This window comes from Burkholderia sp. ABCPW 11 (assembly GCF_001523445.1).
In the GTDB taxonomy this organism is placed as follows: Bacteria; Pseudomonadota; Gammaproteobacteria; order Burkholderiales; family Burkholderiaceae; genus Burkholderia.
Genome location: NZ_LOVM01000049.1, coordinates 143,646 through 158,829, shown reverse-complemented (window position 1 = coordinate 158,829; position 15,184 = coordinate 143,646). Strand labels below are relative to the sequence as shown.

At 66.4% G+C, this 15,184-nt stretch carries 11 protein-coding genes, 1 tRNA gene and 1 pseudogene; 8 read left to right on the top strand and 5 right to left on the bottom strand.

Going from position 1 to position 15,184, the window contains the following annotated elements; translation table 11 throughout:
* Nucleotides 1-150: 150 nt before the first annotated feature.
* On the bottom strand, nt 151-363 hold the full coding sequence (gene rpsU / locus WS61_RS21590; RefSeq protein WP_006401410.1) for a 30S ribosomal protein S21: 213 nt from the start codon (nt 361-363) through the stop codon (nt 151-153).
* Between the two features lie 519 nt (nt 364-882).
* Here rpsU and WS61_RS21585 point away from each other — a divergent pair.
* From WS61_RS21585 to vioA, 5 genes are all read left to right on the top strand, one after another.
* Nucleotides 883-2,037, top strand: a complete 1,155-nt coding sequence (locus tag WS61_RS21585) for a flagellin (RefSeq protein WP_059503253.1) — start codon at nt 883-885, stop codon at nt 2,035-2,037.
* Between the two features lie 132 nt (nt 2,038-2,169).
* Nucleotides 2,170-3,678 (top strand): flagellar filament capping protein FliD, encoded by a 1,509-nt coding sequence (gene fliD, locus WS61_RS21580; protein ID WP_059503251.1) that lies wholly within the window; start codon nt 2,170-2,172, stop codon nt 3,676-3,678.
* A 25-nt stretch (nt 3,679-3,703) separates the two neighbouring features.
* Nucleotides 3,704-4,003: a flagellar protein FliT gene (locus tag WS61_RS21575; protein ID WP_034209594.1), complete on the top strand. Its 300-nt coding sequence runs from the start codon at nt 3,704-3,706 to the stop codon at nt 4,001-4,003.
* A 255-nt stretch (nt 4,004-4,258) separates the two neighbouring features.
* Nucleotides 4,259-6,607, top strand: coding sequence for a tetratricopeptide repeat protein (locus tag WS61_RS21570; protein ID WP_059503249.1), 2,349 nt, complete (start codon nt 4,259-4,261; stop codon nt 6,605-6,607).
* Between the two features lie 28 nt (nt 6,608-6,635).
* Nucleotides 6,636-7,778 carry a dTDP-4-amino-4,6-dideoxy-D-glucose aminotransferase VioA gene (gene vioA / locus WS61_RS21565; RefSeq protein WP_059503247.1) on the top strand — a complete coding sequence of 381 codons (1,143 nt, stop codon included), beginning with the start codon at nt 6,636-6,638 and terminating at the stop codon, nt 7,776-7,778.
* Nucleotides 7,779-7,788: 10 nt separating this feature from the next.
* Here vioA and WS61_RS21560 read toward each other — a convergent pair whose 3' ends face one another.
* Nucleotides 7,789-8,451, bottom strand: a complete 663-nt coding sequence (locus WS61_RS21560; protein WP_059503244.1) for an acetyltransferase — start codon at nt 8,449-8,451, stop codon at nt 7,789-7,791.
* A 93-nt stretch (nt 8,452-8,544) separates the two neighbouring features.
* Entirely contained in the window at nt 8,545-10,518 is a 1,974-nt protein-coding gene (locus WS61_RS21555) for a tetratricopeptide repeat protein (RefSeq protein WP_373557128.1), read from the bottom strand.
* A gap of 153 nt (nt 10,519-10,671) precedes the next feature.
* Between WS61_RS21555 and WS61_RS36090 the strand changes: the two genes are divergently transcribed.
* Both WS61_RS36090 and WS61_RS21550 read left to right on the top strand, forming a co-directional pair.
* A complete protein-coding gene (locus WS61_RS36090) occupies nt 10,672-10,908 on the top strand; it encodes a DUF4145 domain-containing protein (protein ID WP_218921212.1) in 237 nt (78 codons plus the stop codon).
* A gap of 649 nt (nt 10,909-11,557) precedes the next feature.
* Nucleotides 11,558-11,698: pseudogene (locus tag WS61_RS21550) on the top strand (site-specific integrase); the annotation flags it as partial.
* A 65-nt stretch (nt 11,699-11,763) separates the two neighbouring features.
* Here the strand turns inward: WS61_RS21550 and WS61_RS21545 are convergent.
* Nucleotides 11,764-11,839 (bottom strand) — tRNA-Arg (locus WS61_RS21545).
* Between the two features lie 251 nt (nt 11,840-12,090).
* On the opposite strand from WS61_RS21545, the gene WS61_RS21540 reads away from it, so the two are divergent.
* On the top strand, nt 12,091-12,978 hold the full coding sequence (locus WS61_RS21540; RefSeq protein ID WP_059503237.1) for a cytochrome c5 family protein: 888 nt from the start codon (nt 12,091-12,093) through the stop codon (nt 12,976-12,978).
* 109 nt (nt 12,979-13,087) lie between these two features.
* Here WS61_RS21540 and WS61_RS21535 read toward each other — a convergent pair whose 3' ends face one another.
* Nucleotides 13,088-15,175: a UvrD-helicase domain-containing protein gene (locus WS61_RS21535; RefSeq protein WP_059503235.1), complete on the bottom strand. Its 2,088-nt coding sequence runs from the start codon at nt 15,173-15,175 to the stop codon at nt 13,088-13,090.
* Nucleotides 15,176-15,184: the final 9 nt, after the last annotated feature.

Here is a 15,184-nt window from a genome sequence, read left to right as displayed (position 1 = left end):
CCGCAACCCGCTGGCCGCAGGGTCTCGCCAGCCGACGGGAACACCCACGCCGCAATGGCCTCGGGATTTTCCCGGCCCGCCAAAGCAAAACGGCGGAGCGGCCTCTTTCGAGGCACACTCCGCCGTTTTGCGGCGAACCGGCAGACGCTCTTAGTGGAGCTTCTTCGGCAGCATCTGGCTGCGCAGACGCTTGTGCAGGCGCTTGACGGCTGCTGCCTTCTTGCGCTTGCGGACTGCGGTCGGCTTTTCGTAAGACTGGCGTTCGCGCAGTTCAGCGATCAGGCCATTTTTTTCGATAGCGCGACGAAAGCGGCGAATCGCCACTTCGAACGGCTCGTTTTCTTTCAGAAGAATCGTCGTCATGTCGTTCCTAAATTGCTTAAACGGTCAAAAACGTAGCGGCCAAGCGCCACGCACCGGCCATCCGAGCGTCCCCACAACAGGCGAAACGAGCGGAAATACGGCCTCGGAGGCCGGAAAAGAGAGGCGGAAAGCACCGCGAGTACGCTTCACAACCGCGTGCAGCGCCGCGTTTGACTGCCAGCAGACATGCCGAAACCGGCAAAGGCGTGACAGAAAATCTCAATTCAGCCCGCCATCATAGCAGGGAATCACAGACAAAACCACCCTTTTGTCGGTCGTGTGTGCACAGCGTCGCGACTGCGTCTCAGCGCCGGTTTCTGCCCCGTTTAACTCGGCGCCGCGCTGCGCCGGTCCGAATTGACAAAGAAGGATAAAAAATCGGGCCGAATCTGCAAGCGCCCCTCAAGTTTTGTTTTGGTACGCCGAAATCCTGCTCTGAGGCGGCCAGCAATGAACGAGTGCTTCCGCCGACGCCAAAACGGCTTTCCAGGGCTTTCGGCTTACACAGGAGATTTTTCCATGCTCGGAATTAACAGCAACATCAACTCGCTGGTTGCACAGCAGAACCTCAACGGCTCGCAAAACGCCCTGTCCCAGGCCATCACGCGCCTGTCGTCGGGCAAGCGCATCAACAGCGCAGCGGACGACGCAGCAGGCCTCGCGATCTCGACCCGGATGCAGACCCAGATCAACGGTCTGAACCAGGGCGTGTCGAACGCCAACGACGGCGTGTCGATGATTCAAACGGCTTCGAGCGCACTGTCGTCGCTGACGAACAGCCTGCAGCGTATCCGCCAGCTGGCCGTCCAGGCGTCGACGGGCACGATGTCCACGACCGACCAGGCAGCACTGCAGCAGGAAGTTTCGCAGCAGATCCAGGAAGTGAACCGTATCGCGTCGCAAACGACGTACAACGGCACGAACATTCTCGACGGCTCGGCAGGCATCGTGTCGTTCCAGGTCGGCGCGAACGTCGGCCAGACGATTTCGCTGGACCTGAGCCAGAGCATGTCGGCTGCGAAGATCGGCGGCGGCTTGGTGCAGAAGGGCCAGACGGTTGGTACGGTAACGGGTCTGTCGCTCGACAACAACGGTGCGTACACCGGTTCGGGCGCAACGATCACCGCGATCAACGTGCTGTCCGACGGTAAGGGTGGCTACACGTTCACCGACCAGAACGGCGGCTCCATCTCGCAAACCGTTGCACAGTCGGTGTTCGGCGCAAACGCAACCACCGGCACCGGCACGGCAGTTGGCAATCTGACGCTGCAGACCGGCGCAACCGGCGCGGGCACCTCCGCGGCACAACAGACGGCAATCACCAACGCGATCAGCCAGATCAACGCCGTCAACAAACCGGCTACCGTGTCGAACCTCGACATCAGCACGGTCAGCGGTGCGAACGTCGCGATGGTGTCGATCGACAACGCGCTGCAGACGGTGAACAACGTGCAGGCGGCACTGGGCGCGGCACAAAACCGTTTCACGGCAATCGCCACGGCGCAGCAGGCAGAATCGACCGACCTGTCGTCGGCACAGTCGCAGATCACCGACGCGAACTTCGCGCAGGAAACCGCGAACATGTCGAAGAACCAGGTGCTGCAGCAAGCAGGCATCTCGGTGCTCGCACAGGCAAACTCGCTGCCGCAGCAGGTCCTGAAGCTCCTGCAGTAATCGCGTAGCAACCCACGGCCGGGCCCCGCGTAACGCGCGGCCCGGCCGCAGTCACTTGGCGCGCGGGGCCTCGCTCCGCCGCCAGGTCTTCATCCAGAATTTCCCGGATCACCCGCCGCACGGAGCAACACGATGTCGACGATCAATTCCGCCGTCACTGCCGCCAACAACTCGGCCAACAGCCAGCTGCAACAGGCTGCCCAATCGATCATCAGCGGTTCGACCGGCAACTCGTCGATGGACGTCAACTCGCTCGTGACGGCACTCGTCAATGCGAAAACCGCCGGTCAGGCCGCCGCGCTCAACGCGCAGCAAAGCAGCGACAACACCCAGATTTCCGCGTACGGCGCGCTGTCGGCCGCACTGAGCGCACTGCAGGCCAGCCTCACGACGCTGTCGAACGGCTCGCTGCAGAACACCTTCACCGCGACCGCGAGCGGCACCGGCCTCACCGCGACCGCGGGCGCCGGCGCGGTGGCCGGCAGCTATTCGGTCGGCGTCACGCAGATCGCGACGTCGCAATCGCTGTCGTCGGCCGCGTTCGGCGCGTCGACCGCGCTCGGCACCGGCACGATGACGCTGTCGCTCGGCAGCCAGTCGTTCACGGTCGACGTGAACAACACCAACAACACGCTGTCCGGCATCGCCGCCGCGATCAACACCGCGACCGGCAACCCGGGCATCGTCGCGTCGGTCGTCAACGGCAGCGACGGCGCGCACCTCGTGCTCAGCTCGACGCCGACCGGCGCGGCGAGCACGATCGGCGTCGCGCTCAGCAACGTCGCGGGCGACAACGGCCTGTCCAGCCTCGGCGTCACGTCGACGGCCAGCACGACGGGCGGCCAATCGACGATCACGTCCGCGAACGGCAGCGCCGCGTGGAAGCAGAGCACGGCCGCGCAGGACGCCGCGTTCACGATCAACGGGATCGCCGGCACGAGCGCGAGCAACACCGTGACGAGCGCGATCACCGGCGTCACGCTGAACCTGACCAGCGCCGCCGTCAGCGCCACGCAGCCGCAAACGTTGACGGTCGCGACCGACACGAAATCCCAGGCCGCCGCGATCAACAACTTCGCGACGCTCTACAACACGCTCGTCACGACGATGGGCTCGCTGTCGAGCTTCACGTCCGGCGCGTCGTCGCAAGGCCCGCTGCTCGGCGACTCGACGCTCAACACGATCAAGAACGCGCTCGCGTCGATCGTCGCGAGCGGCGTGAACACCAACGGCTCGACGGTCAACCTCGCGTCGATCGGCGTCACGCTGCAGGCCGACGGCACGCTGAAGGTCGACAGTACCGCGCTCAACGGCGCGCTGCAGAACAATCCGACGGGCGTCGCGTCCCTGTTCAACTCGACGAACGGGATCGGCGAGCAGTTGACGACGAATATCACGAACTACACGAAGACGAACGGATTGATCGCCGCGCGCACGACCGCGCTCAGCAACGATCTGAAGAACGTCGCCCAGCAGCAGACGACGCTGACGAACTACGCAGCACAGCTGACCACCCAGTACCAGGCGCAGTTCACCGCGCTCAACACGCTGATGGCGACGATGAACACCAACTCGCAATACCTGACCCAGCTGTTCGGCGGCGCGAACAGCGGCGGCGCGCTGGCGAACAACAAGAGCTGACCGCTAGCCGGACAGGAGAGCCCCGATGGAACAGACCGAACTGATCGCCCGGATCGACGCGCTGACCGACTCGATCGAACATGCGGCCACGATGGCAGATTGGGCCGAGGCCGTGCGCCTCGCCGATGCGCGCTGGCAGCTCGTCGCGCTGCTCTCGACCGACCAGCCGCCCGTCGGCATCGCCGCAATCCGCCGCATGCAGGTCAGCAACGACCGCATCTTCGCCGACGCGCAACGCGCGCAGCAGGAGCTGACCGACGAATACCAGGCGGCGATGAGCCGCGTGCAGGCCGTCGGCCAGTACCAGAGCATCGCGAGCCGTTAAGACGCGCCGCGCGGCGTGCTCGACATGCGCGCCGCCCACCCGACAACAAGAACTACGCGCTGATGTGAGGGCGTGCTCGTTCGCCTCCCCGCCCGCCTCGTGCGGGCGTTTTTTTAGGCACTGCCGGCAGCACCGCCCGGCTTGAGCCGACCGGTCAATCGGCCAAACTGACCGGGCTTTTCCCGTCACCTCGCGGCATCGGCGCGACGACCCGCTACCGATAATGGTATCGACCGACTTTCCGCAGATTTCATCATGTTCTCGACCGAACCGCCCGCCTCCGCCGCGCTCACGCCTGAACAGCAGCTTGCGCAGGACATTGCGCTCGTCATGGAGAACGCGCTCGAGCGCCAGCGCAGCGGCGCGTTCGACGACGCCCGGGCGCTGTACGAGGCCATCCTCGACGCGGTGCCCGCGCATGGCGATGCACATTACAACCTCGCGGTGCTGATGGTCGATACGGGCCGGGCGGCCGACGCGGTGCCGCATTTCGAAGCCGCCATCGGCGCGAACCCGGACAACGGCTACTACTGGGTCAGCTACATTCATGCGCTGCATCGCACCGGGCAAACGGCCGCCGCGTGGATCGCGGTCGAAATCGCGCAGCAGCGCGGCGTGCACGGCCCGGCGCTCGACGGGCTGATCGCGCAATTGGCGTCGCCCGCCGTCGTGCTCGCGACGGCAGCGGTCACGGCCCCGAGCGACATCGACACGGCGATCGTCCTGGAAATCGCGGCCGGCGCGACGGCCGAACAGCGCGACGCCGGCAAGCCGATCCGTCGCCCCAATCAGACGCTGCTGCAAAAGCACGCGGCGCTGTTCGACAGGAACAAGCACGCGGAAGCCACCGCGCTTGCGCGGCAACTGGTCGCCGACTACCCGAAAGACGGCGCATGCTGGCGCGCGCTGTCCGCATCGCTTCATCGGGAAGGCCGCTTCGCAGAGATGATCGAGGCCGGCTTTCGTACGATCGAATTGCTGCCGGATGAATTACTCGTGCGCATGCTGCTCGCCGATACGCTGCGGATGATGAACCGTCTCGCGGAGGCCGACGAGCAGTGCACGCGCCTGCTCGAGCTTCAGCCCGATCACCCGGAGGCCTTCCGGATTCGCGGTCTCGTGCTATTCGCGCTGCGCCGCACGGATGAAGCGATCGCGGCCTGCCGACGGGCGGTCGAGCTTGCGCCCGGCGCCGCTGCACCGTGCGGCACGCTCGGCTTCGTGCTGCTCGAACAGGGCGCAACGCAGGAAGCGATAGGCTGGCTGAAGCGCTCGATCGAAATCAACCCGACCGACAGCATCACCCACAGCAGCATGCTGTTCTGTATCGCGCACAGCAGCGACTTCGATCCGCAGACGCTCGTTGCGGCACACCGCAAGTTCGGCGAGCGCTACGGCAATCACAAGCGCAAGCGCGCGGCGGTGTTCTCAAACCCGCGCGACCCGGCGCGCAAGCTGCAGGTCGGCTTCGTGTCGGGCGACCTGTTCAGCCACGCGGTCGCCTCCTACGCGGTGCCCGTGATCGAGCATCTCGCGGCCGATCCCGGCGTTGCGATGCACTTCTACCACAATCACTTCGAGGAAGATCACACGTCCGAGCGTTTCAAGGCCCACGCGACGACCTGGCGCAATGTCGCCGGCATGAGCGACACGGCCTTCCTCGAACGCGTGCGCAACGACGGCATCGACATCGTGATCGACCTGTCGGGCCATACCGGCCGCAACCGGCTCGTTGCGCTCGCGCAGCGCGCGGCGCCGGTTCAGGCATCGTGGATCGGCTATCCGGCCACGACCGGGCTCGCCGCAATGGACTACTACCTGACGGACCGCTTCGTCGCGCCGCACGGCGCATTCGACGACCAGTTCGTCGAGCAGCTCGTGCGGCTGCCGGCGATCGCGCCGTTCATGCCGCCGCCGAACTGTCCGCCCGTGAACGTGCTGCCGGCGCTGCACAACGGCTATACGACTTACGCCAGCTTCAACCGCCTGAACAAGCTGAGCCCGCACGTGATCGAGGTTTGGGCGCGCGTGCTGCACGCGGATCCGGCCGCCCGCATGGCGCTCGGCGCAATCGGCAATGCCGGCGACCAGCGCGTCCTGACCGAATGGTTCGCCGCGGCGGGCATCGACGCCAACCGCCTGACGTTTCACCGGCGCTCGAACATCCCCGTCTACATGCAGCAGCACCACGGCGTCGACCTCTGCCTCGACGCGTTCCCGTACACCGGTTCGACGACGACGCTGAATGCGCTATGGATGGGCGTGCCGACCGTGACGATCCCCGGCGCGACGATGGCCGGGCGCGGTAGCGCGGGCTGGCTGCAGCATGTCGGGCTCGATGCGTACATCGCGACGGACGAGGACGATTTCGTCGCGAGGGCGCTGGCGCTCAGCCGCGACACCGCCGCGCTACAGGCGCTTCGCGCCGGCCTGCGCGCGCGCTGCGGAGCGTCCGCCGCGTTCCGCCCGGCCGTCGTCGCGGCCGGGCTGTCGTCGGCGCTGCGCACGATGTGGGCCCGCTGGTGCGCGGGAGAGCCCGTCACCGCATTCGACACGCCGCTGTTCGACGACGTGACGACCGCACAGGCCGCGGCCGACGCCTGAGCGCCGCGCGTTATCGAGAGAGACCACCATGACCGCCAGCCTGCCCGCATCGTCCGTCGCGCAACTGCCGCACGAACGCATCTACGTCACGCAACCGCACCTGCCGCCGCTCGCGGAATTCCTGCCGTATCTCGAGAAGATCTGGGAAAGCCGCACGCTGACGAATGGCGGCCCGTTCCACCAGCAGTTCGAGCGCGCGCTGTGCGACTATCTCGGCGTGCCGTACCTGTCGCTGTTCGCGAACGGCACCCTCGCGCTCGTCACCGCGCTGCAGGCGCTGCGCATTACCGGCGAGGTGATCACGACGCCGTACTCGTTCGTCGCGACCGCCCATTCGCTGCTGTGGAACGGCATCAAACCGGTATTCGTCGACGTCGCGCCCGGCACGCTCAATCTCGACCCCGCGCGCATCGAGGCGGCGATCACGCCGCAAACCACCGCGATCATGCCCGTGCATTGCTACGGCAACCCGTGCGATGTCGACGCGATCCAGAAGATCGCCGACAACTACAACCTGCGCGTGATCTACGACGCGGCGCACGCGTTCGGCGTGCAGAACGCCGACGGCAGCGTGCTCGCGCACGGCGACCTGTCGGTGCTGAGCTTTCACGCGACGAAGGTGTTCAACACGTTCGAAGGCGGCGCGATCATCTGCCCCGACGCGAAGACCAAGCAGCGGATCGACCACCTGAAGAACTTCGGTTTCGTCGACGAGGTCACCGTCGTCGCACCTGGCATCAACGGCAAGATGAGCGAAATCAACGCCGCGTTCGGGATGCTGCAGTTGCAGCATATCGACGGCGCACTCGCACGCCGCCGCGAGATCGATGCGTTGTACCGCACGCTGCTGGCCGACGTGCGCGGCATCCGCTGCGTGCCGCGCGGCGGCCAGACCGTCGCGAACCACGCGTATTTCGCGATCCTCGTCGACGAAGACTATCCGCTCGACCGCGATGCGCTGTACCAGAAGCTGCGCGACTACGACGTGTACGCGCGCCGCTACTTCCATCCGCTGATTTCGGAATTTCCGATGTACCGCGGGCTGCCGTCCGCCAGCCGCGACAACCTGCCGGTCGCAACGGAGGCCGCGCGCAAGGTGTTGTGCCTGCCGATCTACCCGGCGCTCACTGACGACATGGTCCGCCGCATCGTCGAGCTGATCGCCCTCTGACCCGCCGCATCTACAGGTAACGCTCGTCGGCCGCGCGCGCGCGGATCCGGCGCGCCGGGTTGCCGTACGCCACCGTGTACGGCTCGACGTCGTGCAGGACGACCGCGCCCGCGCCGACGACGCTGTGCTCGCCGACCGCAATCCGGTGCCGCAGCATCGCGCCGAGGCCGATCGCCGCGCCGCGGCCGATCCGGCAGTTGCCGCCCGTGACGACGCCCGGTGCGAGGCTCGAGAAATCCGCCATCACGCCATCGTGGTCGAGCGACGCGTTCGTGTTGACGATGCAGCCTTCGCCGATCGAACAGCTCGGGTTGATTGCCGCGCCGGCCATCACGACCGTGCCCGCGCCGATCGTCGACGCCTTGCCGACGCACGCGGCCGGATGCACCGCCGACACGCGCGGCAGGCCCGGCACGAGCGCCGCAAGCCCGGCCGTCACGGCCTCGCGTGCATGATTGTCTCCAATGGCGACCAGCAGCCCGACGATCCCGTGCCGGTCGACCAGTTGCGGCAAATCGCGCTCGGCGCCCAGCACCGCGTAGCCGAGCGTCTGCTCGCCGGGAGTCCGGAACGAATCGACCAGCCCGGCGATCCGGTACCGGCCGGCCTGTTCGACGATGTCGATCACGACCTTGGCGTGACCGGAGGAGCCGACGATGATGATGTTTTCCACGAGGGCCTCGATTGATCTGATAAGCAGCGGCAGCACGGTCGCGTTTCGCGCAGTATGCCGTGTCGTCGCGCCCGTGCCGCGCGTGCCGTCACGTCAGACGCTACGCGCCGTTTCGTCCGCCGTCACGCGTGCGACTGCAAAATGCGCAGCAAACGCCCCCCTCAGCCGCTCGGCCAGCCGAATCCAGCTTTCTTCGCGCCCGCGCCGGAACAGCCGCACCGTGCCCGGATACCACGGCGAATCCTCACGGTCGTGCATCCACCGCCAGTCCACGTCCTGATTCGGCAGCAGCACCCAGCAACGCTTGCCGAGCGATGCGGCCAGATGTGCGGTCGACGTGTCGACGGACACCACGAGATCGAGTTGCGCGACGATCGCGGCCGTATCGGCGAAATCGTCGATCTCCGAGCCCAGGTGCAGCAACGGCAAGCTGCCCGGCGGATGCCGCGCCTCGTCCTCGCCCTGCCCCTTCTGCAAGCTCACGAAATTCACGCCCGGCACGCTCCACAGCGGCGTCAGCAACGCCAGCGACGGCAGCGAGCGGTGCGCATCGTTGTGATGCTTCGGATTGCCTTTCCACACGAGGCCGATACGCGGGCCGGCCGGCAGCACATCGAGTCGCGCTCCCCAGCGGGCGACGCGCGCCGGATCGGGGACGAACCGCACCGGCGGCGGGATCGTGTCGAGCGTCGTGCCGGCGTGCATCGGCGCGCTCAACAGGCTCGTCCAGTAATCGAATTGCGCGACCTGCGCGGTGGCCGTCTCGTGATCGAGCACCGCGTCGACGCCGTCGACCGTCTCCATCAGCCGATGCAGCGCCGGCTGGCACGCGAACACCACGCGCGCCGCCTGCCGCGCGCGAAATTCCGCGAAATAGCGGCTGAACTGCAGCATGTCGCCGAGGCCGTCCTCCTGCCAGACCAGCAACGTCTTGCCGGCCAGCGGCTCGCCTTGCCATTGCGCGCACCGCAGCACCTCGCGGGTCCGGCGATGCACGAACGTCGACTGCTCGTAGCGGGATTCGTAGCGGCGCCATCCTTCCTCGAACCGTCCGCGGCTGAGCAGCAGCGTCGCCAGCCCGAAGCGCGCGTCGTCGTAGTCGGCGCGCAGCTCGAGCGCGCGGCGGTATTCGCGCTCGGCTTCGTCGAGGCGGCCCGCATGCGCGAACGTCGTGCCGAGGTTGTAGTGCGCTTCGGCCATCTGCGGCGCGAGCGCCAGCGCGTCGGCGAACGCGATGGCCGCTTCGTCGTGGCGGCCCTGCGCACGCAGGACGCAGCCGAGATTGTTGTGCGCCTGCGGCAGGTCGGGCCGGCAGCGGACGGCGTCGCGATAGGCCGCTTCCGCTTCGGGCAGGCGGTCGAGGTTCTGCAGCGCGATGCCGAGGTTGTAATGCGCTTCCGGATGATCCGGACACAGCGCAAGGGTCTGCCGGCTGGCCGCCTCCGCTTCCGGCAGCCGCTGCATGTCGACGAGAATCGCGCCGAGATTCGCGTGCGCGAGTACGTGATCGGCGCGAACGGCGATCGCGAGCCGATACGCGAGCTCCGCCTCCGCCGGCCGGGCAAGGACGCGGAGCAGGTTGCCGAGATCGGTCAGCACGTCGGGCGAGCGCGGCTCGATCGACAGTGCCTGTCCGAATGCCTGTTCGGCCTCGTCGAGCCGGCCGAGCGCTTCGAGCACCTTGCCGAGCCGGTGATGGTGCGACGCGCGTAGCGGCGTGACGGACGCCAATTGCCGGCGGCCGACCGCCTCCGCCTCGGGCAGCCGCCCCTGCGACACAAGTAGCGCGCCAAGGCCTTCGTACGGCGGATCGAACGCCGGCATGGCATCGATCGCGCGCCGCCACCACGCCTCGGCGTCGGCCAACCGGTTCAGGCCCAGCGCGCACACGGCCGCGACGTGCAGCGCCGCGACGTCCGCCGCGGGCGCATCGAGCAGCGGCGCGACGCGCGATAGCGCGTCGGCAAACCGTCCGCTCTGGCACAAGGTCGCGGCGTGTTGAACGCACGCGGATTCGTCGGAAGCAAGCGTCGTCATGAAAGGCTGGGCAAGGCGGCGGACATTCATCGCGTCCGGCCGTCGAGGCGGCGGCCCGGCACGCGCGTCGCATGTCGCGACCGGACAACCGTTTCGGCACGGGAAGCGTCGATCGACAGGTTACCGAAGCGCGCATGCATGTGATGCGGTGATGTGAGCCCATTCCGCGCGGCTGTTCGGGCGATGGACCGCCGCCCTGCGCGTGCCCGGCCTCCGATGCGTCGTCTCGCCGTACCGAAGTTGTATGTCCCGCTCGGCGAATCAGGGAAGCACATCGATTCAGACATCGCGTCTCTCGTACAAAAGGGACTGAGGCCCAAGATCCAGCGCGCCCCGGACATTGTCCGCGTAATCGGAAACGAAAGTGTGCACCCTGGTGAACTTGACGTTCGGGACGACGATGATCACGGATCCGCGTGAAGTCGACGCGCTCTATGAACGACTGCCGGAGAGCAAACGAGAGGCTATCGAACGACGAGACACGGCAAAACCCGCAAAGTGACCAGCCGGAAAACCAGCATTGGATTGTGGCGCGAGCAACGCTATCGAGACTGCATAACCAAGGCGCATAAAAGTACGTCAAGGAATCGGCCCGCCAATCTCCGCGCAGCCCGCGCCAGACGGCCCCCGAGCGCCGGGCGCATGAGTGCATAAAAATCGCTCGTTTTTGCGGGCAGACGAGGCGGGTCACAATTGCGCATATGGGTTCCGCGCCGACGTCGCCAAGGGCTCGGCTGCGTCCCGCAGGCCGCAGGCATAGTCCACATCTCGGCGTCTGCACCTGGTCGCAACAAGCCAAGCCTCGATTCAAAAACCCCCGGCCACAGGGGGACCGTGACCGGGGCAAGGAACCGTCCGTACTCAGGCACGAGGAGGACGTATGAAGAGTCTAGGAGGCCAATTTTCTTTCCCAAATAATGGAAAACTAGCATTTAAAACGCCCATTATTCGCCGACAGGAAGCAGTGGCAAGCCTGTGGCGTGACGATTCAAACGCGGGGAACTGCAACATGCCGGTCCAGAACGACATCGCCGCCTCAAGCGGCCGAGTCTGCATAAACAGTGTCGCCCAACGCGGCACGCCGCTACAGGTGTTGAAGGAACTGGGCGGCTGGGAAACGCTGGAAATGGTGCAGCGGTACGCGCACCTGTCAGCCGATCACTTGGCGCATTGGGTCAGGCCGTTGACGGCCGAGCGGCGCCGATGCTAGCTGCAATTTAGCTGCAATGAGTCTGTCCGACGAAGGGAAGAAACCGCTGAAAGCCTGACTAGGCTTGGCGCGCCCGGCTGGGATCGAACCAGCAACCCCTGCCTTCGGAGGGCAGTACTCTATCCATTGAGCTACGGGCGCGTGAGACAGTGAAGCGACCCCATATACAGGCCGCCCACGATTGGCAAGACGGCAAGGATACCCGGTTTCCCATGACGCGTCCACCTCGCCCGCCGAATCGCCGTCGGGCGAGCCTGCGTGCGGGTAAACACGCGCCATCGCATCGCTCGCCGTGATGTAAACGTTCCGTCTATAATCGTCCGTGCTTCATTGGACTGCCATTTTGCCGTTGCACCGCGCTCACAATTCCTATTCACGGAGACGAGGCAAGCATGAGCGAAGCACCCCACGAATCTCCCGTCAAAACCCCTGGGCAGCTGATTGCCGTCATCATCGCGTCGTTCGCGATTCCGATCGTCCTGATCGTCCTGTTCGCCAATTACGCGAACCATGCGTTCCGTTCCGGCGCCGGCACGGACGCGCTGTCCGACGAGCAGGTCGCCGCACGTATCGCCCCGATCGCGAAGGTCGACGTGAAGGACGCCAACGCGCCCCGCACGTACAAGACGGGCGAGGAAGTCTACAAGGCCGTCTGCGTAACCTGCCACGGCACCGGCGCCGCCGGCGCGCCGAAGTTCGGCAACAAGGACGACTGGGCGCCGCGCATCTCGCAAGGCTTCGACACGCTGCTGAAGACGGCCCTCGCGGGCAAGGGCGCGATGCCGGCGCGCGGCGGCACGAGCCCCGACGACGTCAGCGACTATGAAATCGCGCGCGCGATCGTCTACATGGCGAACAACGACGGCGCGAACTTCCCCGAACCGGCCGCACCGGCCGCCAATGCGGCGCAGCCCGCCAGCGGCGCACCCGCGTCGGGCGCCGACGCGTCGAACGCGCAGGCCGCCGCCGCCATGGCGGCGATCGCCGCGATCCCGAAGGCCGGCGAAAAGCCCGCGGCCGCCCCGGCCGGCGCCGATGCGGCAACGGCCGGCAAGGCGCTGTACGCGTCGACCTGCCAGGCCTGCCACGCGGCCGGCGTGCTCGGCGCACCGAAGTTCGGCAGCAAGGAAGACTGGGCGCCGCGCCTGAAGGATTCGATGGATACGGTCTACAACTACGCGCTGCACGGCAAGGGTGCGATGCCGCCGAAGGGCGGATCGAACGCGTCGGATGCCGACGTGAAGGCGGCCGTCGATTACATGGTCAACGCGGTGAAGTAACGCTCCCGCTCGGCCATCCGTAAAAAACCCCCGCGACGCACGCGCTTCGCGGGGGTTTCGTTTTCGTGCGGCCGGTTCGTCGCGCCGTCGGGCGCACAGCGGCGCCGCGTCACTTCTGCAGCAACGCTTTCAGGCTCGCGAGCCGGTCCTTCGGCGACATCGGCGCCTCTTCCGGCGTCGGCGGCGGCGCTTCGTCGAGCCCCATCTCGGGAATGAACCGCGACGGTTCGCACACGACCGTCTCGCGCGCCCGCTTGCGCTTCTTGCACCAGTTCAGGTGCAGGCTGCGCTGCGCGCGGGTGATCGCGACGTACATCAGCCGGCGCTCCTCCTCGATCCGTTCGTTGTCGATCGGGCCGTCGTCCTCGCTCCCGCCGCGGTGCGGCATGATGCCTTCCTCGACGCCGACCAGGAACACGTGCGGATACTCGAGCCCCTTCGACGCGTGGACGGTCGACAGCCGCACGGCGTCCGGATCCTCGTCCTTGCCTTCGAGCATCGACATCAGCGCGACGGTCTGGATCAGGCCGAGCAGGTTCTTGCCGGTATCGGCGAGCCCGTCCGCGTTGTGGAAGCCGTCGGCCTCGCCGTCGACGGCTTCCGTCTCGGGCTTCGTGCCCTTGCGCTTCAGCCATTCGAGGAATTCGAGCACGTTCTGCCACTTCGACTGCGCCTGCCGCTCGTCGAACGCGTCGTACAGGTACGCCTCGTAGTGGATCGCCTCCATCATGTCGTCGAGCACGACGGTCGCGGGCTCCTTGTCCGCGCGCTCGGTCAGGCGCTGGATGAAGTCGCAGAACATGCGCAGCGGCTCGATCTGGCGCGCCGACAGCCGCGCCTCGATCCCGCCCATGTACACGGCCTCGAACAGCGACACCTTCGCCTGCCCCGCGAACGACCCGAGCGCCTCGAGCGTCGTGTTGCCGATGCCGCGGCGCGGCGTCGTGACCGCGCGGATGAACGCGGGATCGTCGTCGGCGTTCGCGATCAGCCGCAGGTACGCGCACAGATCCTTGATCTCGGCTTTGTCGAAGAACGACTGGCCGCCCGACAGCACGTACGGGATCCGCTCGCGCCGCAGCACCTGCTCGAAAATCCGCGCCTGGAAGTTGCCGCGGTAGAGGATCGCGTAGTCGCGGAACTGCGCGCGCCGCTCGAACTTGTGCGCGGACAGCCGGAACACGACCGATTCGGCCTCGTGTTCCTCGTCATTGCACGCCGTGACGGTGATCGAATCGCCCATCCCGTGCTCGGACCACAGCTTCTTCTCGAACAGCTTCGGGTTGTTCGCGATCACGTTGTTCGCGGCGGTCAGGATCCGCACCGTCGACCGGTAGTTCTGCTCCAGCTTGATCACGTGCAGCTTCGGGAAATCCTTGCCGAGCTGCGCGAGGTTCTCCAGCGTCGCGCCGCGCCAGCCGTAGATCGCCTGGTCGTCGTCGCCGACCGCCGTGAACGCGGCTCGCGGGCCCGCGAGCTGCTTCAGCAGCTCGTACTGGCATGCATTGGTGTCCTGGTACTCGTCGATCAGCAGGTAGCGCAGCTTGTTCTGCCAGCGGTCGCGCACCTGCTCGTTCTTCGCGAACAGCTCGGCAGGCAGGCGGATCAGGTCGTCGAAATCGACCGCCTGGTACGCATGCAGCGTCGCCACGTAGTTGCGGTAGACCAGCGCGGCCTGGTGCTCGTCCTCGTTGGCCGCGATCGCCATCGCCTCGTCGGGCATGATCAGGCCGTTCTTCCACAGCGAGATGATGCTCTGGATCTTGCGGATCAGGCCCTTGTCGGTCGTGCCGAGCTGCTCCTGGATCATCCCGAAGCAGTCGTCCGAATCCATGATCGAGAATTGCGGCTTCAGGCCGACGTGCTCGGCCTCCTGGCGCAGGATCTGCACGCCGAGCGAGTGGAACGTGCAGACGGTGAGCTGGTTGACGGGCACCTTGCGGCCTTCCTTGCCGGGCGTGGTGAGCGTCTTGCCTTCCAGCAGCTTGGACACGCGCTCGCGCATTTCGGCGGCGGCCTTGTTCGTGAACGTGACGGCGGCGATATGGCGCGGCTCGAAGCCTTTCGCTTCGATCAGGTGCGCGATCTTCTGCGTGATCACGCGGGTCTTGCCGCTGCCCGCGCCGGCGAGCACGAGGCAGGGACCGTCGAGGTAGCGCACCGCTTCATTCTGAGCGGGATTGAGGCCTGCGGACATGATGGCGGA

Coding starts and splice junctions, on each gene's coding strand:
- WS61_RS21585 (WP_059503253.1), top strand. CDS start 883: ATGCTCGGAATTAACAGCAACATCAACTCGCTGGTTGCACAGCAGAAC.
- WS61_RS21555 (WP_373557128.1), bottom strand. CDS start 10,518: ATGAATGTCCGCCGCCTTGCCCAGCCTTTCATGACGACGCTTGCTTCC.
- WS61_RS21570 (WP_059503249.1), top strand. CDS start 4,259: ATGTTCTCGACCGAACCGCCCGCCTCCGCCGCGCTCACGCCTGAACAG.
- WS61_RS21540 (WP_059503237.1), top strand. CDS start 12,091: ATGAGCGAAGCACCCCACGAATCTCCCGTCAAAACCCCTGGGCAGCTG.
- fliD (WP_059503251.1), top strand. CDS start 2,170: ATGTCGACGATCAATTCCGCCGTCACTGCCGCCAACAACTCGGCCAAC.
- vioA (WP_059503247.1), top strand. CDS start 6,636: ATGACCGCCAGCCTGCCCGCATCGTCCGTCGCGCAACTGCCGCACGAA.
- WS61_RS21535 (WP_059503235.1), bottom strand. CDS start 15,175: ATGTCCGCAGGCCTCAATCCCGCTCAGAATGAAGCGGTGCGCTACCTC.
- rpsU (WP_006401410.1), bottom strand. CDS start 363: ATGACGACGATTCTTCTGAAAGAAAACGAGCCGTTCGAAGTGGCGATT.
- WS61_RS36090 (WP_218921212.1), top strand. CDS start 10,672: ATGGACCGCCGCCCTGCGCGTGCCCGGCCTCCGATGCGTCGTCTCGCC.
- WS61_RS21575 (WP_034209594.1), top strand. CDS start 3,704: ATGGAACAGACCGAACTGATCGCCCGGATCGACGCGCTGACCGACTCG.